Source organism: Enterobacter sp. K16B (genome assembly GCF_020216105.1).
Taxonomy (GTDB): Bacteria; Pseudomonadota; Gammaproteobacteria; order Enterobacterales; family Enterobacteriaceae; genus Enterobacter; species Enterobacter sichuanensis.
The window spans coordinates 1-19,418 of the sequence record NZ_JAIWJZ010000051.1 but is presented as its reverse complement, the minus strand read 5'-3'; the positions used below and the strand labels follow the sequence as shown (position 1 = coordinate 19,418).

General features: G+C 55.4%; 19 protein-coding genes. 10 read left to right on the top strand and 9 right to left on the bottom strand.

What is annotated here, in order from left to right:
• Positions 1-128 precede the first annotated feature (128 nt).
• From LDK53_RS11695 to LDK53_RS11680, 4 genes are all read left to right on the top strand, one after another.
• Complete coding sequence (locus LDK53_RS11695) at positions 129-404, top strand: YsaB family lipoprotein (RefSeq protein ID WP_225287267.1); 276 nt, start codon at positions 129-131, stop codon at positions 402-404.
• 160 nt (positions 405-564) lie between these two features.
• Complete coding sequence (gene glyQ / locus LDK53_RS11690) at positions 565-1,476, top strand: glycine--tRNA ligase subunit alpha (protein WP_003860141.1); 912 nt, start codon at positions 565-567, stop codon at positions 1,474-1,476.
• A 9-nt stretch (positions 1,477-1,485) separates the two neighbouring features.
• Positions 1,486-3,555, top strand: a complete 2,070-nt coding sequence (glyS, locus tag LDK53_RS11685) for a glycine--tRNA ligase subunit beta (protein WP_225287261.1) — start codon at positions 1,486-1,488, stop codon at positions 3,553-3,555.
• Between the two features lie 229 nt (positions 3,556-3,784).
• Entirely contained in the window at positions 3,785-5,404 is a 1,620-nt protein-coding gene (locus LDK53_RS11680; protein ID WP_225287260.1) for an ABC-F family ATP-binding cassette domain-containing protein, read from the top strand.
• A 39-nt stretch (positions 5,405-5,443) separates the two neighbouring features.
• Here LDK53_RS11680 and LDK53_RS11675 read toward each other — a convergent pair whose 3' ends face one another.
• Positions 5,444-5,731 (bottom strand): HTH-type transcriptional regulator, encoded by a 288-nt coding sequence (locus LDK53_RS11675; RefSeq protein WP_025759170.1) that lies wholly within the window; start codon positions 5,729-5,731, stop codon positions 5,444-5,446.
• A gap of 331 nt (positions 5,732-6,062) precedes the next feature.
• Between LDK53_RS11675 and LDK53_RS11670 the strand changes: the two genes are divergently transcribed.
• Positions 6,063-6,773: a DUF3053 domain-containing protein gene (locus LDK53_RS11670; protein ID WP_025759171.1), complete on the top strand. Its 711-nt coding sequence runs from the start codon at positions 6,063-6,065 to the stop codon at positions 6,771-6,773.
• A gap of 247 nt (positions 6,774-7,020) precedes the next feature.
• Positions 7,021-7,233: an RNA chaperone/antiterminator CspA gene (cspA, locus tag LDK53_RS11665; RefSeq protein WP_003860775.1), complete on the top strand. Its 213-nt coding sequence runs from the start codon at positions 7,021-7,023 to the stop codon at positions 7,231-7,233.
• A 58-nt stretch (positions 7,234-7,291) separates the two neighbouring features.
• Here cspA and ghrB read toward each other — a convergent pair whose 3' ends face one another.
• The 6 genes from ghrB to LDK53_RS11635 all read right to left on the bottom strand — a co-directional run bounded on the left by ghrB (position 7,292) and on the right by LDK53_RS11635 (position 13,364).
• Positions 7,292-8,266: a glyoxylate/hydroxypyruvate reductase GhrB gene (ghrB, locus tag LDK53_RS11660; protein ID WP_225287259.1), complete on the bottom strand. Its 975-nt coding sequence runs from the start codon at positions 8,264-8,266 to the stop codon at positions 7,292-7,294.
• Between the two features lie 26 nt (positions 8,267-8,292).
• The gene (locus LDK53_RS11655; RefSeq protein ID WP_225287258.1) at positions 8,293-9,573 is read right to left on the bottom strand and encodes an MFS transporter; all 1,281 of its coding nucleotides are present in this window, start codon (positions 9,571-9,573) and stop codon (positions 8,293-8,295) included.
• A 137-nt stretch (positions 9,574-9,710) separates the two neighbouring features.
• Positions 9,711-10,649 (bottom strand): sugar kinase, encoded by a 939-nt coding sequence (locus LDK53_RS11650; protein ID WP_225287257.1) that lies wholly within the window; start codon positions 10,647-10,649, stop codon positions 9,711-9,713.
• 3 nt (positions 10,650-10,652) lie between these two features.
• The gene (locus LDK53_RS11645) at positions 10,653-11,402 is read right to left on the bottom strand and encodes a sugar phosphate isomerase/epimerase family protein (RefSeq protein WP_025759178.1); all 750 of its coding nucleotides are present in this window, start codon (positions 11,400-11,402) and stop codon (positions 10,653-10,655) included.
• 103 nt (positions 11,403-11,505) lie between these two features.
• Positions 11,506-12,522, bottom strand: a complete 1,017-nt coding sequence (locus LDK53_RS11640; RefSeq protein ID WP_021242472.1) for a LacI family DNA-binding transcriptional regulator — start codon at positions 12,520-12,522, stop codon at positions 11,506-11,508.
• Positions 12,523-12,701: 179 nt separating this feature from the next.
• Positions 12,702-13,364, bottom strand: coding sequence for an OmpA family lipoprotein (locus LDK53_RS11635; protein ID WP_021242473.1), 663 nt, complete (start codon positions 13,362-13,364; stop codon positions 12,702-12,704).
• A gap of 211 nt (positions 13,365-13,575) precedes the next feature.
• Here LDK53_RS11635 and LDK53_RS11630 point away from each other — a divergent pair, with 211 nt between their 5' ends.
• Complete coding sequence (locus LDK53_RS11630) at positions 13,576-15,855, top strand: molybdopterin guanine dinucleotide-containing S/N-oxide reductase (protein WP_263643471.1); 2,280 nt, start codon at positions 13,576-13,578, stop codon at positions 15,853-15,855.
• Here the strand turns inward: LDK53_RS11630 and LDK53_RS11625 are convergent.
• Positions 15,818-16,264: an N-acetyltransferase gene (locus LDK53_RS11625; RefSeq protein WP_225287255.1), complete on the bottom strand. Its 447-nt coding sequence runs from the start codon at positions 16,262-16,264 to the stop codon at positions 15,818-15,820. The genes LDK53_RS11630 and LDK53_RS11625 overlap by 38 nt on opposite strands.
• Positions 16,242-16,823, bottom strand: a complete 582-nt coding sequence (tag, locus tag LDK53_RS11620; RefSeq protein WP_225287254.1) for a DNA-3-methyladenine glycosylase I — start codon at positions 16,821-16,823, stop codon at positions 16,242-16,244. Before tag ends, LDK53_RS11625 begins: the two co-directional genes overlap by 23 nt.
• Before the next feature lie 351 nt (positions 16,824-17,174).
• Between tag and lpfA the strand changes: the two genes are divergently transcribed.
• The 3 genes from lpfA to LDK53_RS11605 all read left to right on the top strand — a co-directional run.
• Entirely contained in the window at positions 17,175-17,699 is a 525-nt protein-coding gene (lpfA, locus tag LDK53_RS11615) for a long polar fimbrial major subunit LpfA (RefSeq protein ID WP_225287253.1), read from the top strand.
• A gap of 58 nt (positions 17,700-17,757) precedes the next feature.
• On the top strand, positions 17,758-18,456 hold the full coding sequence (gene lpfB, locus LDK53_RS11610; protein WP_412174827.1) for a long polar fimbrial biogenesis chaperone LpfB: 699 nt from the start codon (positions 17,758-17,760) through the stop codon (positions 18,454-18,456).
• Positions 18,457-18,479: 23 nt separating this feature from the next.
• Positions 18,480-19,418, top strand: a 939-nt coding sequence (locus tag LDK53_RS11605) for a fimbria/pilus outer membrane usher protein (RefSeq protein ID WP_225287251.1), incomplete at its 3' end; no start/stop codon positions are given.

The window sequence follows — 19,418 nt, the reverse complement described above, 5'->3', positions numbered from 1 at the left end:
TATTGTCGGGAGGCCGCGAGATTCGCAGAATGCCAGACCATAATCTATAAAAGCTTTGATACTAAAAATAACAGCCACAGACCAGGGCGGTAATAAAAATGATGATGAAGCGTGTGGCGTGACTCTTTCTGCTGGGCATTCTGGCAGGATGCAGTGCCCCGCAAGAAGCGCCAGTGCAAAAAGCACAGCAGGGTAAAATGAGCCCGGAACGTTCACTGAATATGGAAGCGCTCTGTAAAGATCAGGCTGCCCGACGTTATAACTCGGAGGTGCAGAAAATTGATGTCACCGGGTTTGAGCGCTTTCAGGGAAGCTATGAGCTGCGGGGCCATACCTCCCGTAAAGAGGGCTTTGTCTGCTCGTTTGATTCGGACGGTCAGTTTTTACACCTCTCCATGCGCTAGCCTGCTCGGATAATCAACAGCCAGACGCCCGCGGCGTTCTGGCCTGAATGCTTATTTCCCAATTTTCCCTAAACAACTCCGTTTCGTACTGTATATCTTGCAGCCAGCGGGTATACTGGTCCCTTCCATTTAAAACCACACGTATCCAGCACGAAATACTATGCAAAAGTTTGATACCAAGACCTTCCAGGGCCTGATCCTGACCTTACAGGATTACTGGGCTCGTCAGGGCTGTACCATTGTTCAACCTTTGGACATGGAAGTCGGCGCCGGCACTTCACACCCGATGACCAGCTTACGCGCGTTGGGGCCAGAGCCAATGGCGACCGCTTATGTGCAGCCTTCCCGCCGTCCGACCGATGGTCGTTACGGTGAGAACCCGAACCGTCTGCAGCATTACTATCAGTTCCAGGTGGTGATTAAGCCATCACCAGACAATATTCAGGAACTGTATCTCGGGTCACTGAAAGAGCTGGGTATGGATCCCACCATTCACGATATCCGTTTCGTGGAAGATAACTGGGAAAACCCAACGCTGGGTGCCTGGGGGCTGGGTTGGGAAGTGTGGCTGAACGGCATGGAAGTGACCCAGTTTACCTACTTCCAGCAGGTTGGCGGTCTGGAATGTAAACCGATCACGGGTGAAATCACCTACGGTCTGGAACGTCTGGCTATGTATATTCAGGGCGTAGACAGCGTTTACGACCTGGTCTGGAGCGACGGCCCGCTGGGTAAAACCACCTACGGCGACGTGTTCCATCAGAACGAAGTGGAGCAATCCACCTATAACTTCGAATACGCGGACGTGGACTTCCTGTTCACCTGCTTCGAGCAGTACGAGAAAGAAGCGCAGCAGCTGCTGGCGCTGGAGACTCCGCTGCCGCTGCCTGCTTATGAGCGTATTCTTAAGGCCGCCCACAGCTTCAACCTGCTGGACGCCCGCAAAGCGATCTCTGTGACTGAACGTCAGCGCTACATTCTGCGTATTCGTACCCTGACCAAAGCCGTTGCAGAAGCTTACTATGCGTCCCGTGAAGCCCTTGGCTTCCCGATGTGCAACCGAAACAAATAAGAGGCGGCCATGTCTGAGAAAACTTTCCTGGTGGAAATCGGCACCGAAGAGCTGCCACCAAAAGCCCTGCGCAGCCTGGCTGAATCTTTTGCTGCGAACGTGACTGCCGAGCTGGATAACGCTGGCCTGGCGCACGGTAAAATTGAATGGTTTGCTGCACCGCGTCGTCTGGCGCTGAAAGTGGCTAACCTGGCGGCGTCTCAGCCGGATCGTGAAGTGGAAAAACGTGGCCCGGCCATTGCCCAGGCGTTCGATGCCGAAGGCAAGCCAAGCAAAGCGGCGGAAGGCTGGGCGCGAGGTTGCGGTATTACCGTTGACCAGGCAGAGCGTCTGACCACCGACAAAGGCGAGTGGCTGCTGTATCGCGCTCACGTAAAAGGTGAAAGCGCTGAAGCGCTGCTGCCGGACATGATTGCGAGCTCGCTGGCTAAGCTGCCGATTCCTAAGCTGATGCGCTGGGGCGCGTCCGACGTGCACTTCGTGCGTCCGGTTCACACCGTGACCCTGCTGCTGGGCGATACCGTGATTCCGGCCACCATTCTGGGCGTGGCGTCCGATCGCGTGATCCGCGGTCACCGCTTCATGGGCGAGCCTGAGTTCACCATCGACAATGCCGATCAGTATCCGCAAATCCTGCTGGAGCGCGGTAAGGTCATTGCTGACTACGAACAGCGTAAAGCCAAAATCAAAGCCGATGCAGAAGAGGCGGCGCGTAAGATTGGCGGTAAAGCCGATCTGAGCGACAGCCTGCTGGAAGAAGTGACCTCGCTCGTGGAGTGGCCGGTTGTGCTGACCGCGAAGTTCGAAGAGAAGTTCCTGGCCGTTCCGGCTGAAGCGCTGGTGTACACCATGAAGGGTGACCAGAAGTACTTCCCTGTCTACGCCAACGACGGCAAGCTGCTGCCAAACTTCATCTTTGTCGCGAACATCGAATCGAAAGATCCGAGCCAGATTATCTCCGGTAACGAGAAGGTGGTGCGCCCGCGTCTGGCGGATGCCGAGTTCTTCTTCAACACCGACCGTAAAAAACGTCTGGAAGATCATCTTCCGCGTCTGCAGACCGTACTGTTCCAGCAGCAGCTGGGTACGCTGCGCGACAAGACCGATCGTATTGCGGAGCTGTCCGGCTGGATCGCCCGTGAAATCGGCGCTGACGTCAACCACGCCACCCGTGCGGGCCTGCTGTCCAAGTGCGACCTGATGACCAACATGGTGTTCGAATTTACCGACACCCAGGGTGTGATGGGGATGCACTACGCGCGTCACGATGGCGAAGCGGAAGACGTGGCGGTTGCCCTGAACGAGCAGTATCAGCCGCGCTTTGCGGGTGACGAGCTGCCGTCTAACCCGGTTGCCTGCGCCGTGGCGATTGCCGATAAGATGGACACCCTGGCAGGTATCTTCGGTATCGGTCAGCATCCAAAAGGCGACAAAGATCCGTTTGCGCTGCGTCGTGCTGCGCTCGGCGTGCTGCGTATCATCGTTGAGAAGAACCTGAACCTGGATCTGCAGACCCTGACCGAAGAAGCGGTGCGTCTGTACGGTGACAAGCTGACCAACGCCAACGTGGTGGATGATGTGATCGACTTTATGCTCGGTCGCTTCCGCGCGTGGTATCAGGACGAAGGTTACACCGTTGACACCATTCAGGCGGTACTGGCGCGTCGTCCTACCCGTCCGGCAGATTTCGATGCGCGTATGAAGGCGGTTTCCCACTTCCGTACGCTGGAAGCGGCATCTGCCCTGGCTGCGGCCAACAAGCGTGTCTCCAACATTCTGGCGAAATCTGACGAAACGCTGAACGAGCGCGTAAACGCCGCGACGCTGAAAGAGCCGGAAGAGATCGCCCTGGCGATGCAGGTTGTGGTGCTGCGCGACAAGCTCGAGCCGTTCTTCGCGGAAGGCCGTTACCAGGAAGCGCTGGTGGAGCTGGCGGAGCTGCGTGACGTTATCGACGCCTTCTTCGAGAAAGTGATGGTGAACGTAGAAGACAAAGAGCTGCGTATTAACCGTCTCTCTATGCTCGAAAAACTGCGTGAGCTGTTCCTGCGCGTGGCGGATATTTCGCTGCTGCAGTAATGTGCCCGTTGTTATAAAGGCTAAAAACCCGCTTCGGCGGGTTTTTTTATGGTGCGCTGATGAAAATTTAACCTTGAAATGGTCAACACATTACCGCTATCCTTATCCGCGTTAACTTTCCCGCTCTGGAGCGCCCCCCAAAAATGAACAAACACGACTGATGAATTTCGATCCTTGCTAAACGCCACCGCGTCAGCAGGGGATGTTTTGATTTCATTCAGGAGTGCTTATGGCTCATTTTGCGCAGTCCCCTTCTTTTATTTTGCATCAGGTCTCCTGTCAGTTTGCGACGGGCGATATCCTTTTTGGTCCGCTGAATCTCACGCTCGAGCCCTCCCTGTGCGCGCTGGTTGGCCGCAACGGTAGCGGGAAAACGCGTCTGCTGCGCATGCTGGCGGGGCGGGATGAACCGGCCAGCGGTCATATTGAACGCTTTGGCTCGCACTTCTATGTGGCGCAGCAGCAGGCTATTTCTCCGCAGACGACACTGGCGGAACTGCTCGGTTACGGCGCGATGTTTGCGGCGCGTAAACGCGTTGATAGCGGCGATTACCAGCCTGACGATCTGGACATACTCGACGGCCACTGGGATTTAGCCGAGCGTCTGTGTGAGGCATTTATCCATGCGCAACTGCCTGCCTTTGATCCGGATAAGCCCGCCGGTGAACTCAGCGGCGGCGAGCGCATTCGCGCCCTGCTGTGCGGGGCATTTACGGCGGACGCGGACTTTCTTCTGCTGGACGAACCCACTAACCATTTGGATCGACAAGGCCGGGCATGGTTTTACGACCAGCTTAGGCGGTATCAGGGCGGCGTGCTGGTGGCCTCCCATGACCGGGAACTTCTGGAGCAGGTGCCGCGTATTCTGGAACTGAGCCCTTCAGGCCTGCGCAGCTACGGCGGGAATTATGCGGATTATCAAACCCAGCGCGATGCTGAGCAACAGGCTGCCCGTGCGGCGCTGGAACATGCAGCGACCGAGCGCAAACGCACCCGGGCGCGCATGCAAAAAGAGCATGACGACAGCCAGCGGCGGTCGGCAAAGACGTTACGCACCGTTGATACCCTGAATATCGCCTCGTTTGAGCGAGTCAAATACAAAGGCGCGGCAAAGGAACGAATTGGCAGCTGGAAGAAGCAGCACAACGAGCAAAACGAGGCGCTGAATGCTGCAGTTAACAAGGCGCGTGAAAGGGTTGAAGAAGATAACCCGGTGATGTTTACCCTGCCGGGAAGTCAGATCCCGGAAGGCAAACAGGTGCTGGTGCTGGAGGATCTGGTATTGCCGCATGTGCCCGTTGCACCCATCACCTTGCGCATGGACGGACCGATGCGCGTGGCGTTAAAGGGGCCAAACGGCTGCGGAAAATCGACGCTGTTAAAAACTATCCTCGGTGAGATCGCCCCACGTTCAGGTGTCTGTAAGGTTTCCGTCAGCTGCGCCTATCTCGATCAGCATTTGTCACAGCTCGATCTTTCACAATCGGTCATGACGCATCTCAATTTGAGCCATACGCCCCTGGAAGAGGGGGTATTGCGAACCCGTTTAGCGCAGCTGCAGCTGGGTGCCGACAAAGTCACGCTCCCGCTGGCGGAACTCAGCGGTGGCGAGCGTCTTAAGGCTGCGCTCGCCTGCGTGCTTTGGCGCGCTGAAGCCACGCAGCTTCTGCTGCTGGATGAACCAACCAATCATCTTGATCTGGCTTCGGTACAGGCGATTGAAGCGGCGCTGGCCGGTTTCCCCGGGGCACTGCTGGTGGTATCACACGATGAGGCTTTTTTAAGAGGCTTAACGTTAACGCATGAATGGGTGTGGGAACAGGCGGGATGGCGTTGTGAAAGCCTTTAAAACACAAGCCCCCGCAAAGGCGGGGGCATTCAAACGTCACTACGCTATCTGTTTGCTGAGTGCAGGGTTGGCCTGAATCAGGCGCATCAGCTTTAACTCGGTTGGGGTGGGTTTCTCACGTTTCGACTCCCACTCCTGCACCATAGCCACGCTGACACCCATCGCTCTGGCGAATTCTTCGGTTTTCAGTCCTGTCCCTTTGCGCAATTGCTCATATTCTGTAAAGGGATTGGATTTTTGTTGCAGGGTAATCGTCTGCGGTACATCTTTAAAAATGATCTGTTCCAGACTGCTCAGCAGCTCAAACTCAGGATCTTTATATTCCATTGAGGACTCCTCTTAAATCTCACATCGTGATCAAGAACATCAGAGAGCCAATTAAGAATAGTCCCTAATCCAGACCCAGGATCGTCACGGCTGTGATTAATCGTGCGGTAACGAATGCTGTACCCGATTCAGCGATATGGATATTTATGCTAATTACCTGATTAGTCATATGTCGGCCTCGCCAGGTATTTTTTTGTAAATGGTAAGAAATAAATTGGCAATAGCCGTTTTGCATGAAAAGAGTATCTTGCAAGGCTGACCTGGACTATCCTTGTCAGCGTTGGGCACGCGTGTGCCGGTGTGCGCTTTTTTGGGTGAAAGGAGTAATAAAATGGCGACAGGAAAGTCCTGCTCTCGCTGGTTTGCGCCTATTGCGGCGTTGTTGATGGTTGTTAGCCTGAGTGGGTGTTTTGATAAAGAAGGCGATCAGCGCAAAGCGTTTATCGATTTTCTGCAGAATACAGTGATGCGCAGCGGCGAGCGGTTACCGACGCTGACTGCGGATCAGAAAAAACAGTTTGGCCCCTTCGTGTCCGATTACGCCATTCTTTATGGTTATTCACAGCAGGTGAGCCAGGCGATGGATTCCGGGATCCGTCCCGTGGTGGATAGCGTGAACGCCATCCGCGTTCCACAGGATTATATGACGCAGCGCGAACCGTTACGTCAGTCCAACGGTGCGCTTGGCGTGCTGAGTCAGCAGTTGCAGAATGCGAAAATGCAGGCTGATGCGTCACGTTCTGCGCTGAAGCAGGGCGACGATCTCAAACCTGTCTTCGACAAAGTGTATGAGAAAGTGGTGACCAAACCGTCTGAAGCGCTGCAACCGCTGATTCCGGCCGCGCAAATTTTCACGCAGCAGCTGGTTCAGGTGGGTGACTTTATCGCCCAGCAGGAGACTCAGGTAAGCTTTGTCGCCAATGGCATTCAGTTCCCGACCTCGCAGCAGGCAAGTCAGTACAATACGCTGATTGGACCGCTGGCCTCCCAGCATCAGGCCTTTAGCCAGGCCTGGAGCGCAGCCGTCGCGGCCACAGAATAAACTGAAAAAACCCCGCTTCCGGCGGGGTTTTTTTATACATTCCGAAAATAACGCTTGTCATTCCTCCCCCACATCGGTATAACTGTTCGCGTCGGTTTGTTACACAGACCTAAAGCAGTTTAGTAAAGCAGTCCAGATTGTTATCCATAGATACCCTTCGTAGTGACCCTTCCTTCATCGCTTAAAAATCTGTAACGCAATCCATCAAGCCGGAAGGCACAATATATTTGTTAATTAAGGTAATTCTATGTCTGCTAAAATGACTGGTCTGGTAAAATGGTTCAACGCTGATAAAGGTTTCGGCTTCATCACTCCTGACGATGGCTCTAAAGACGTGTTCGTACACTTCTCTGCTATCCAGAACGATGGCTACAAATCTCTGGACGAAGGTCAGAAAGTGTCCTTCACCATTGAAAGCGGCGCTAAAGGCCCAGCAGCTGGTAACGTTGTAAGCCTGTAAGCTTCCAACCCAGTAGCAAAGAATTTAAAAACCCGCCTTCTGGCGGGTTTTTTCGTTTCTACCGTTGTACCTGCGGATTCACGCAGTTTATCTCCACCCTGCCACTGAGGGCGGCGATAAGGTTATCTACCGCCGTGGCCGCCATATTGTAGCGCGTCTCATGGGTGGCGGAGCCGATATGGGGCAGGGCGACCACGTTGGGTAGCGTCAGCAGCGGAGAATCCACCGGCAGCGGCTCCTGCTCAAACACGTCCAGACCGGCAGCATGGATCTCACCGTTTTGCAGGGCTTCAATCAGCGCCTTCTCATCCACTACCGGGCCGCGACCCGCGTTGATGAAAATGGCGGACGTCTTCATCTTTTCGAACGCCGCTTTGCCAATCAGATGACGGGTTTCGTCAGTCAACGGCAGGACCAGGCAGACAAAATCCGCTTCCTGCAGCAGCGTATCCAGCTCGCAGTAGCGGGCGTTAAAACGTTCTTCAGCTTCACTGTGGTGGCGACGCGCGTTGTACAGAATCGGCATGTTAAACCCAAAATGCGCGCGCTGCGCCAGCGCCAGTCCGATACGCCCCATGCCCACAATACCCAGCGTTTTGCCGTGCACATCCACGCCGAACCAGTCCGGACCTATGCTTTTTGTCCACTCGCCCGCTTTGACGCGCTCAGCCACTTCCACCACGCGACGGGCCGTCGTGAGCATCAACGCCATTAGCGTGTCGGCCACGGTTTCCGTCAGGGCATGCGGTGTATGCATCAGCAGGATCCTGCGGGCATTAAGGGCCTCCACGTCGAAGTTATCGTAACCCACGGACACGGTTGAGGTAGCACGAAGCTTCGGCATTTTCTCCAGCAGGGCGACATCCACTTTTTCGCTTGAACCCAGCAGGCCTTCAGCGCGGGCGAACGCCTCGGCGTGCAGTGCCACGGTCTCCGGGCTCAGGTTCTTCACCTGCGTGACGGTGAAGTGCTCTTCAAGGCGTTTCTGCAGATCTTCCGGCAGGGCTTTATACAAAATGACGGACGGCTTCATGCTAATCTCCGTTGTGTTTTAAGGTTTCAGGCGTGGCGAGCGCCGACAGGGTGTTGTTGATTATTAGCAGGCTTAACAATCAGAGTAAGCCATACGGAGGCGAAAAGCGCCACCCCCATAAAGATGTACGACGCAGCCGGGCTGCCGGTGGCACCGTTCAGGTAACCGACGAACCAGGAGCCGCAGAACGAGCCCAGCGCACCCATACTGTTGATCAGCGCCATCGCGCCACCTGCGACGTTACGTGGCAGCATCTCCGGGATGATGGCAAAGAACGGGCCATACGGGGCGTACATGGCTGCACCGGCAATCACCAGCAGCGTATAAGAGACCCAGAAGTGGTTTGCGCCCACGGCCCAGGAGCCAATGAAGGCAAAGGCAGCGATCAGCAGCAGCGGCCAGACAAACAGCTTACGGTTTTGCAGCTTGTCCGACGCCCAGGAGACGATGATCATCGCGATCGTCGCCGCCAGATACGGCACGGATGACAGCCAGCCTACCTCGACCATACCGAGGTTTTCACCGCCGCTGCGGATAATGGACGGCAGCCACAGCACAAAGCCGTACACCCCAATACTCCAGGTAAAGTACTGCGCGCACAGCAGGATCACGTTGCGAGAGCGGAAGGCTTCGCCATAGTTACGCACCGCCTTCAGTCCTTGCTGCTCTTTATCCAGCTGTGCCTGCAGCGCCGCTTTCTCATCTTCGGAGAGCCATTTCGCCTGGGCAGGTTTATCTTTCACCAGCACCCACCAGCAGAAGGCCCAGATAATCGCCGGCACCCCTTCGATGATAAACATCTCGCGCCAGCCAAAGGACTGGATCAGGTAGCCTGAGACGGCCGACATCCACAGCACCGTGACCGGGTTACCGAGGATCAGGAAGGTATTGGCGCGTGAACGTTCGGATTTGGTAAACCAGTTACTGATGTAGATCAGCATCGCCGGCATTACCGCCGCCTCAACCACGCCGAGGATAAAGCGAATAGCGGCCAGGGCAGGAATATTGTTCACCATGCCGGTGAGAGACGCGCAGGCGCCCCACAGGATCAGACAGATGAAGATCAGCTTACGCACGCTGCGCCGTTCCGCATAGATCGCGCCAGGGATCTGGAAGAAGAAGTAGCCGAGGAAGAAAAGGGCACCCAGCAGGGAGGAGATCCCTTTGGTGATCCCAAGGTCTTCGGTGATCCCTGCCGCGGACGCGAAACTGAAGTTGGCACGATCAAGGTACGCCAGGCTGTACGTGATGAACACGATTGGCATGATGTACCACCAGCGTTTTACTGCATTGGTCGAACTGTTCATAGGCTTGCCTCTGTTGTTGAGGTGGTTACCGCCGTTGTCTGTAGGGTACACGGTGGTTTGTTTTGTTGAGTGCGATGTATGCCCCCTCACCCCGGCCGCTCCCCAGAGGGGAGAGGGTTAGGGTGAGGGGGGAATGTTTATTCGTTAAGCTGTACTCGTGTTGGTAATCCTTCGCTATCGCCCTGTACCTGAATGGCCAGCGAGCCAATTTTGTTGCCCCGCGCGACGGCCTGTTGCAGCGTTTTGCCTTCCAGCAGGGCGCTAATGACGCCTACGGCAAAACCATCGCCCGCGCCGACGGTGTCGACGACGTTCTCAACTTTCACCGCAGCGACTGCGCCCTGTTCGCCCTCGGCGGTTTTAAACCATGCGCCATCGGCACCGGTTTTCAACACCACCGCTTTTACCCCCTTATTAAGGTAGAAGTCGGCAATACCTTCCGGCGTACTTTTGCCGGTCAGAATCATCCCTTCTTTCAGGCCTGGCAGAACCCAGTCCGCCCGGAACGCCAGACGGTTGAGCTTCTCAACCATTTCTGCCTCGCTTTTCCACAGCACCGGGCGCAGGTTGGGATCGAATGAGATGGTCTTCCCCTGGGCTTTCATGGTGGTCGCGGCATGATCGAGCAGTTCATACGAGCTGGCAGAAAGTGCCGCGGCGACGCCGCTCAGGTGCAGGTGACGTGCGCCAGCAAAATAGTCGGCGTGGTAATCCGCCACGGAGAGATGGCTTGCGGCCGATCCTTTACGGAAATATTCCACGATGGGATCGGTTCCATTTTCGACCTTAGATTTAAGCTGAAAACCGGTGGGGAAGCGTCCGTCGAGGGTGACGCCTGCGGCATCAATACCCTCTTTTTTCAGTGAGTCGAGAACGAAATGACCAAAGCTGTCATCCCCCACACGGCTGACCCAGCCGACGTTCAGGCCGAGACGCGCCAGCCCGGTCGCGACGTTCAGCTCTGCGCCTGCCACGCGTTTCATAAAGCGCTCCACCGCGCTCAGTTCGCCTGTTTCGGTGGCGACAAACATCGCCATGGCCTCGCCGATGGTGATGACATCCAGCGTCTTGTGCATGGTTTACTCCTCGCGTAGCAGGTTGACGTAATGGCGGGTCACGGCGGTTAAATCCGTCCCTTCCAGCGGGAACTCGATACCGCGCGGGGCATCGGCGGGCAGCTGGCTGAGCAGATCCAGCCAGCGCGCATCGGCGTGGTCCGGTGCGACAGCGCGGAAGTTATCCTTATGCGGCACGGCGGCTTTCACGTGGATATAGCTTACGGCAGGGGCCAGGTGGCGGGCTGCTTCTTCGGGCGAATCGCCGACCCACAGCCAATTACCCATGTCGAAGGTCAGGGTGACGGGGAGCGCCATGTCCCGACAGGCGGCCTGGAAACGCTGCATAGGCGCCAACTGGCCGCAGTCGGTCTGATCGTTTTCCACGACCAGCGCCATGCCGCTTGTGTTCAGCAGCGCACGTAGGGCGTCGAGAGCGTGCGTGTCGCTGAAATGGCCGAGGGAAACCTTGAGCCACAGCGCGTTCAGGGTATTGGCCTCTGAAAGATAGCGGGGCAGATCCGGGTTTAGCGTGCCGTCGGGCATAAACAGGGCGGCGGGTGCGGAGTAGCACGCCAGCAGGCCCAGTAGCTCAATGGATTCCCCCAGCGCAGGCAGCGCCAGCAGCTCTTCGCTGTTGAACAGTTCCCGGCGGATCTCCACGCCGTCTGCGCCCGCGCCAGCAATAACGGGAAGCATTGCCCGCTGACCGCCCGCCTGTCGCACCTGTTCCGCACCGTACGCGGCGGTGACCACCATTATTTTCCTGTCCATCGTCGGACTCCATCGCAACATATCAATACTATTACGCTAGATGGAACCGGTTCCAAAGAAAAGGTCAGGATGTTGAATTTATGATCGACATCACAAGGGGAAATTAACGCGCGGTGGAGCCGCGAACAATCAGTTCACCGGAGAACACCTGCTCGCGAACCGCATCGCTGATACCTTCGATACGACGAACCACTTGTTCTACAGCAGCATAGCCAATTTGCCAGGTGGGTTGTTTGAGGGTGGTGATGCCGACACCGGCCAGCTCCGCCCACTCCAGTTCATCAAACCCCAGCAGACCAATGTCGCTGCCCCAGTGCAGGCCAATGCGCTTGAGCGAACGGGCGACCTGAAGCGTCAGCGCCCCGTTGGCGGAGATCACGGCTTTGCGCATCCCGCGATGGCGGGTGTGGAACTGGCGCAGGGTGTTGTCGAGCTGGTCGGCTTCGTGAAGCGGCGTTTCGGCATTTTCGGCGATTACACCCGGATAACGCTCCAGCGTGGCGCGAAATGCGCCCAGGCGTTCACGACGGGTGTTAACCATGCCCAGCGGTTCGCTCAGAAACAGAATGGCCTCGAAACCCTGTTCAATCAGATGTTCAGTGGCGGTCGTGGCGGCCTGGGTGTTATCCAGCCCGACCACATCGCAGGCAAATTCGGGAATTTTACGGTCGATGAGGACCATGGGCAGGGAGGACTGCTGCAGGCGATTTAATCCTTCTTCCCGCATGCCCACCGCGTTAACCACAATTCCTTCCACCTGATAGCTGCGCAGCAGATCGAGATAGTGCAGCTCCTGGTCGACTTCGTTGTTGGTATTACAGACCAGCGGCGTGAAGCCCTTCTCGCGACAGGCCGCTTCGATACCGCTGAGCACGTTAACGGAATAGGGATTGGTGATATCGGCGATGATAAGACCGATGAGACGGGTGCGGCCGCGTTTGAGTCCGCGCGCCATCAGGCTGGGACGATAGTCGAGATCGGCAATCGCCTGTTCAATTCGCGCCAGCAGGGCATCAGACAACAGGTGTTTCTCGCCGTTGAGATAGCGCGAAATACTGGTTTTACCGGTTCTGGCGGCTTTCGCCACGTCGCTGATGGTGGCCCGGGCTGGTTTGCTCATCACTGATTTCCCTGAATTTAGTGAGAATACCTTAGCGGGAAAATCGGACGAATCAAGTAATTTGCCCGGTGGCGCTGCGCTTACCGGAGGTTGCGGTCTGATGCCATCACCCCAACCCTCTCCCACGGGAGAGGGCGCAAACACTAAAAACGGCAACGGGGTTGCCGTTTTGCTTTTACCTACTGAATTGGGCTTAACGTAATCTCAACGCGGCGGTTCTGCGCTTTGCCTTCCGCCGTGCTGTTGCTGGCGATAGGGTTAGCTGGGCCCATGCCGCTGGTGCGAATGCGGTTTGCTTCAACACCCTGGGTAATCAGCGAGCTGGCCACGGAATCGGCGCGCTGCTGGGACAGACGCATGTTCAGATCCTTGCTGCCGGTGCTGTCGGTGTAGCCAATCACGTTCACGGCGGTTTTGTTGTACTCTTTCAGCACCATCGCCACGCCGGTCAGGGTGTTAGCACCCGCAGGTTTCAGCGTGGCGCTGTTGCTGTCGAAGGTCACATTGTTTGGCATGTTCAGGATGATGTTATCCCCGCTGCGGGTGACGCTCACGCCGGTTCCCTTCATTTTGTCGCGCAGTTTCGCTTCCTGTACGTCCATGTAATATCCGACGCCGCCGCCCAGCGCCGCGCCCGCTGCTGCGCCAATCAGCGCGCCTTTGCCACGGTCCTTCTTGGAGGAGGAGAGTGCCCCAACGCCTGCGCCTACCAGCGAGCCGATACCCGCGCCGATACCGGATTTACCCGCTTCGCGTTCGCCGGTGTAAGGGTTGGTTGTGCAGCCAGAAACAGCCAGTGCACCGCTCACCAGAGCGGCAATAACGAGTACGCGTTTTTTCATCTTCTTTCCTTAATCCTTTTTATTCTTTGCCACGGCGAGCGTGGCAGTTGATTATGACGTCCGGATACGGAGAAAATTCCGGGGATAACTCTGAAATTTGTGACAAACCATAAACTGCCTCAATAAGAAGGCCGTAAACCTGCACGCAACCAGGAGCGCACGCTTGAGCACCTCAACGAAAACCATTCTGACCGCCGCCCACTGGGGGCCGATGCTGGTCGAAACCGATGGCGAGAATGTCCTGTCGTCTCGCGGGGCATTGCCAACCCAACATCCCAACTCTTTACAGACCGTCGTTCGCGATCAGGTGCACAGCAAAACGCGCGTGCGCTGGCCGATGGTGCGTAAAGGATTTCTGGCTTCGCCGGACAAGCCACAGGGCATTCGGGGTCAGGACGAATTTGTTCGCGTGAGCTGGGATGACGCGCTGGCGCTGATCCACACGCAGCACAAGCGGATCCGCGAGAGCTACGGCCCTGCCTCTATTTTTGCCGGCTCTTACGGCTGGCGTTCAAACGGCGTGCTGCATAAGGCCTCGACGCTGCTGCAGCGTTATATGAGCCTGGCGGGAGGCTACACCGGCCATCTCGGGGATTACTCCACCGGCGCGGCGCAGGCGATTATGCCGTATGTGGTGGGGGGCAATGAGGTTTATCAGCAACAGACCAGCTGGCCGCTGGTGCTGGAACACACCGACGTGGTGGTGCTCTGGAGCGCTAACCCCCTCAACACGCTGAAAATTGCCTGGAATGCCAGCGACGAACAGGGAATTGGCTATTTTGACGCGCTGCGTAAAAGCGGTAAGCGCATCATCTGTATTGACCCGATGCGTTCTGAAACCATGGACTTCTTTGGCGACAGCGCCGAGTGGATTGCCCCGCATATGGGCACCGACGTGGCAATGATGTTAGGTATCGCCCATACGCTGGTCGAAAACGGCTGGCACGATGTCGAATTCCTGACGCGTTGTACCACCGGCTTCGATAAATTCGCCGACTATCTGACGGGTAAAACGGATGGCGTGGCCAAAACGGCAGAGTGGGCGGCAGACATTTGCGGCGTTCCTGCTGATAAACTCCGCGAACTGGCGGCGTTATTCCATCAAAACATCACGATGCTGATGTCCGGCTGGGGGATGCAGCGCCAGCAGTTTGGCGAGCAAAAACACTGGATGCTGGTGACGCTCGCCGCGATGATCGGGCAGATCGGTACCCCGGGCGGTGGTTTTGGTCTCTCCTATCACTTCGCGAACGGCGGTAACCCCACCCGTAAAGCGGCCGTACTGGCCTCCATGCAGGGCTCGGTGCAGGGGGGCGTGGATGCCGTGGATAAAATTCCGGTGGCGCGTATTGTTGAAGCCCTGGAAAATCCGGGCGGTTTTTATCAGCACAACGGTCAGGACCGCCATTTCCCGGAGATTAAATTCGTCTGGTGGGCGGGTGGGGCGAACTTCACCCATCATCAGGATACCCATCGCCTGATCCGCGCCTGGCAGAAGCCGGAGCTGGTGGTGATCTCAGAGTGCTTCTGGACCGCCTCGGCCAAACACGCCGATATCGTGCTGCCGGCGACCACCTCGTTTGAGCGTAACGATCTCACCATGACCGGCGACTACAGCAACCAGCATATGGTGCCGATGAAGCGCGTGGTGGCGCCACGTGATGAAGCGCGTGATGACTTTGACGTATTTGCTGAACTGAGCGAGCTGTGGGAAGCGGGGGGTCGGGAGCGTTTCACTGAGGGGAAAACTGACCTCGAATGGCTGGAAACCTTCTATCAGATTGCCGCTCAACGCGGGGCCGCCCAGGGCGTCACGCTACCGCCCTTTACTGAATTCTGGGCAGCAAACCAGATCGTGGAGATGCCGGAGAGTGAACAGAACGCGCAGTTTGTCCGTTTCGCCGATTTCCGACGCGACCCGGAAAAGTACCCGCTGAAAACCGAGAGCGGAAAGATGGTGATCTACAGCGAGCGCATCGCCAGCTTTGGCTATGCCGACTGCCCGCCGCACCCTATGTGGCTCGAGCCGGACGAATGGCACGGCAACGCCCAGCCGGGGCAGCTGCAGGTACTGTCAGCCCACCCCGCGCATCGTCTGCACAGCCAGCTTAACTATTCGTCACTGCGTGAGCGGTATGCGGTTGCAGGGCGAGAGCCGATTACGCTGAATAGCCTCGATGCAAAAGCACGCGGAATTGTCGACGGTGACGTGGTGCGCGTCTGGAACCATCGCGGACAGGTGCTGGCCGGAGCGGTCGTGAGCGACGGGATTAAACCGGGCGTTTTCTGTATTCACCAGGGCGCCTGGCCTGACCTGGAGCCGACCGAAGGGGGGATCTGTAAAAACGGGGCGGTTAACGTGCTGACCAAAGATCTCCCCAGCTCTAAGCTGGGGAATGGTTGTGCAGGAAACACGGCGCTGGCCTGGGTCGAGAAATATCAGGGACCCGAGCTTACCTTAACGGCGTTTGATCCGCCTGCCAGCTCATGATCCAGGTCGGGTGCTGAGTGTCATCCTGCCAGGCGCTGTCTTCAATACGAAAGCCCTGCGCGTGGTAGAAATTCACCGCCCGGACATTTTTCTGATACACCTCCAGGCTTAAGTGCGGGAAGCGCTGTTGAACGTGGTTCAGCAGCGCTCGCCCGATGCCTTTACCGATATACCCCGGTGCGACAAACAGTGCGCCGACAAACTGCGACTGCATCACGCTGATAAATCCGCAAGGTTCGCCATCCTGTTCCCAGACCCAGGTTTCAGCCGAAGGCAGGTAAATGTCCCGCACCATGGCTTCATTTTCTTTCCAGTAACTCGCCTCAATAAACGGATGCGCTTCTGTGGTGCTTTCAAGCCATAGGCTCAAAAGCGGCTCGGTATTCTCACTTTGCCATTTGCGGATCATGATGGCCTCCCGGATGACAGAAGCAGCCGGTAACGTGGTCGTTGACCAGGCCACAGGCCTGCATAAAGGCGTAGCAGATAGTGGAGCCGACAAACTTGAAGCCACGTTTTTTCAGGGCCTTCGAGAGCGCATCCGAGGCCGGCGTCGAGGCGGGGATTTCCGCCAGCGTGGCGGCCTGCGTGATTTGTGGTTCGTTATTCACGAATGTCCAGACAAACGCTGAAAAGGATTCGCCATTTTGCTCCATCGCCAGGTAAGCGCGTGCGTTACCAATGATGGCCTGGATCTTACCGCGATGGCGGATAATGCCGGCATCCAGTACAAGGCGTTCCACGTCGTCATCGGTCATGGCGGCGACGGCGACAGGATCGAACTGGTGAAAAGCATTGCGGTAGTTTTCGCGTTTCTTCAGTACCGTAATCCATGACAAACCCGCCTGCTGGCCCTCCAGGCAGATCATCTCGAAGAGTTTTTTGCCCTCCCTTTCCGGCACGCCCCATTCCCGATCGTGATAGTCGATATAAAGCTGATCCTGGCTTACCCAACCGCAACGTTGCATAGGCGATGTCCCTTAATGATGTTGATGCTAAACGAATCGATAGCCTGCGGACATTATGACGGTTCAGCCTCCAAAGCGCATAACCTCTTCGATAACACTGTGAACCGCGTATCATTCTGACATTCGCCAAATGTATTTTTGGGGCTGTATTGATAGGGATTATATTTTCAGGGATGATTAATTTGCATGAGTTTAGATATTTAAATTAAATATTACTTTAATGATAATTAAAATGAATCTTTAATTTTACTTAATGCATTCTTTAATTAATATTATTTTATTGGTTCGGTATGTGTATTATATTTTCTGACTTGTTTTATCCCATTGGCGTATTTTTTAAAAGGAGTTTTAATGAAAAAGATCATTGCGCTTTTTCCGATTCTTGCTGTTATGTCGTCATCCGTTTTTGCCGCAGCGTCCGGTGATGGTACGATCAAATTTACAGGTGAAATAGTTGATTCACCCTGCGTCATCTCTGTTGATTCACAAAATCAGGAAGTTGTGCTCGGCCAGGTGAAAAAGAGTGTATTCACCGCAGTGGGCGATAAATCTTCTTCCAGACCATTTGAAATCAAACTGGAAGAATGTGATATCTCCAGCAAGACCAAAGTTAACGTGAGTTTTTCAGGCATCGCCGATGAAACAAACGATTCGCTGCTCTCCGTCAACACGGAGGCTGGCTCTGCTTCAGGCGTAGGTATCGGCATCTATGACAATGCTAATAAGCTGATTGATGTAAATACAGGAAAAGCGACAACGACGCTTCAGGCGGGTCAAACCGTTCTGTACTACACCGCTAATTATGTCGCCACCAAGGCTGCTGTAACTACGGGTTATGGTAATGCAGAAGTTGACTTCAATCTGACGTACGAATAATTGACAAAGAGAAAAGGCAATAGTTTCTATTGCCTTTAATGATTCGATGGAGAGAATCATGAGAGGTGGCAGGTTTATATTAATCGGAACATTAACGCTTTCATTTATTACGTCAACCGGTTACGCCGCTGGGGTGGCGTTGAGCAGTACGCGAGTGATATATGACGGGAATAAAAAAGAAGCGTCGCTCACGGTGAATAATAAAAGTTCGACGGATGAATTTCTTATTCAGTCCTGGATTGATGATATCAATGGCAGTAAAAAAACGCCCTTTATCATCACGCCGCCTTTGTTCAAACTGAATCCAACGAAAAATAACGTCCTGCGTATTGTGAAAACCACGGATGCGCTGCCCCAGGATCGCGAGTCTGTTTACTGGATAAACGTAAAATCCATTCCTGCACAAAGCGAGGGCTCAGCGGACAAGAATGTGCTGCAGATTGCGGTACGTACACGCCTTAAGCTTTTTTATCGCCCGGCGGGTCTTCAGGGCAAAAGTATGGATGGCTGGGAAACACTGCGTTTCTCTCGCGTGGGAAAACATCAACTCAGTGTGACCAATCCTTCCGCTTTCAATCTTACGTTTAATCAGCTTTATGCCGATGGGCACGCTGTTGAAAAGTTGGGAATGGTCCCTGCAAAAGGCTCATTGATTATCCAGCTCCCCGCAGAAGTGGGTCAGGTAAAAGACGTTAAATATAACATTATCAATGACTTTGGGACGGCAGGCGAGATGCTGACGCAGCATCTGAACTGAACATTGTCTTAAGGAACGCCGCAATGCCATGGATGTCACATTTTTTTGCCAGAAACGCTCCCCATTTCTCGTTGTCTGCACTCGCGCTGATGGTGGCGGGGACGTCCCCTGCATGGGCGGGAAAGTTTAATCCACGTTTTCTGGAAGAGGTACCTGGTATTGATCAGCACGTCGATCTCTCGCTGTTTGAATCGAAAAGTGCTGAGCAGGTACCTGGCAAATATCGGGTGGCAGTGGTAGTGAATGACCGCAAGATGGAGTCCAGAACGCTGGAGTTTAAAGCGGCGACTCCGGCTCAGCACGATAAACTGGGTGAAACGCTGATGCCTTGCCTGAGTCGGGTGCAGCTTGAAGGTATGGGGGTGCGTATCGACAGCTTCCCGGCACTTAAGCAGGCTCCACCTGAAGCATGCGTTGCCTTTGAAGAGATTATTCCCCAGGCGGCAAGCCATTTTGATTTTGCTGAACAAACGCTGGTGATGCGTTTCCCCCAGGCCGCTATGCAGCAAACCGCGCGCGGTACGGTACCCGAATCACGCTGGGATGAGGGGATCAACGCTCTGCTGCTGGACTACAACTTTTCCGGCAGTCATTCCAGTTACAACGACCATAACAGCGATCTGAGTGACAGCAGCGACAACTATTACCTGAACATGCGCAGCGGTATGAATCTGGGGCCATGGCGTTTGCGTAACTACAGTACCTGGACCCGCAACGACGGTGAACAGCACTGGGATAATCTTGGTACATCTCTGAGTCGCGCCATCGTGCCGCTGAAAGCTGAACTTACCCTCGGGGATACCTCAACGGCGGGCGATATCTTTGACAGTGTGCAGATGCGTGGTGTCATGCTGGCCTCGGACGATGATATGTTGCCGGACAGCCAGCGAGGGTTTGCCCCCGTAGTACGTGGTATCGCGAAAAGCAACGCCGAGGTGACCATCGAACAGAATGGTTACGTC

Bases quoted from the DNA above. Each gene is read 5' to 3' on its own strand.
- lpfB (WP_412174827.1), top strand. From the start codon at position 17,758: ATGAGAGGTGGCAGGTTTATATTAATCGGAACATTAACGCTTTCATTT.
- LDK53_RS11625 (WP_225287255.1), bottom strand. From the start codon at position 16,264: ATGATCCGCAAATGGCAAAGTGAGAATACCGAGCCGCTTTTGAGCCTA.
- LDK53_RS11635 (WP_021242473.1), bottom strand. From the start codon at position 13,364: ATGAAAAAACGCGTACTCGTTATTGCCGCTCTGGTGAGCGGTGCACTG.
- lpfA (WP_225287253.1), top strand. From the start codon at position 17,175: ATGAAAAAGATCATTGCGCTTTTTCCGATTCTTGCTGTTATGTCGTCA.
- LDK53_RS11675 (WP_025759170.1), bottom strand. From the start codon at position 5,731: ATGGAATATAAAGATCCTGAGTTTGAGCTGCTGAGCAGTCTGGAACAG.
- glyS (WP_225287261.1), top strand. From the start codon at position 1,486: ATGTCTGAGAAAACTTTCCTGGTGGAAATCGGCACCGAAGAGCTGCCA.
- LDK53_RS11645 (WP_025759178.1), bottom strand. From the start codon at position 11,402: ATGGACAGGAAAATAATGGTGGTCACCGCCGCGTACGGTGCGGAACAG.
- tag (WP_225287254.1), bottom strand. From the start codon at position 16,823: ATGCAACGTTGCGGTTGGGTAAGCCAGGATCAGCTTTATATCGACTAT.
- ghrB (WP_225287259.1), bottom strand. From the start codon at position 8,266: ATGAAGCCGTCCGTCATTTTGTATAAAGCCCTGCCGGAAGATCTGCAG.
- LDK53_RS11640 (WP_021242472.1), bottom strand. From the start codon at position 12,522: ATGAGCAAACCAGCCCGGGCCACCATCAGCGACGTGGCGAAAGCCGCC.
- cspA (WP_003860775.1), top strand. From the start codon at position 7,021: ATGTCTGCTAAAATGACTGGTCTGGTAAAATGGTTCAACGCTGATAAA.
- LDK53_RS11630 (WP_263643471.1), top strand. From the start codon at position 13,576: ATGCTGGTCGAAACCGATGGCGAGAATGTCCTGTCGTCTCGCGGGGCA.
- LDK53_RS11670 (WP_025759171.1), top strand. From the start codon at position 6,063: ATGGCGACAGGAAAGTCCTGCTCTCGCTGGTTTGCGCCTATTGCGGCG.
- LDK53_RS11655 (WP_225287258.1), bottom strand. From the start codon at position 9,573: ATGAACAGTTCGACCAATGCAGTAAAACGCTGGTGGTACATCATGCCA.
- LDK53_RS11680 (WP_225287260.1), top strand. From the start codon at position 3,785: ATGGCTCATTTTGCGCAGTCCCCTTCTTTTATTTTGCATCAGGTCTCC.
- glyQ (WP_003860141.1), top strand. From the start codon at position 565: ATGCAAAAGTTTGATACCAAGACCTTCCAGGGCCTGATCCTGACCTTA.
- LDK53_RS11650 (WP_225287257.1), bottom strand. From the start codon at position 10,649: ATGCACAAGACGCTGGATGTCATCACCATCGGCGAGGCCATGGCGATG.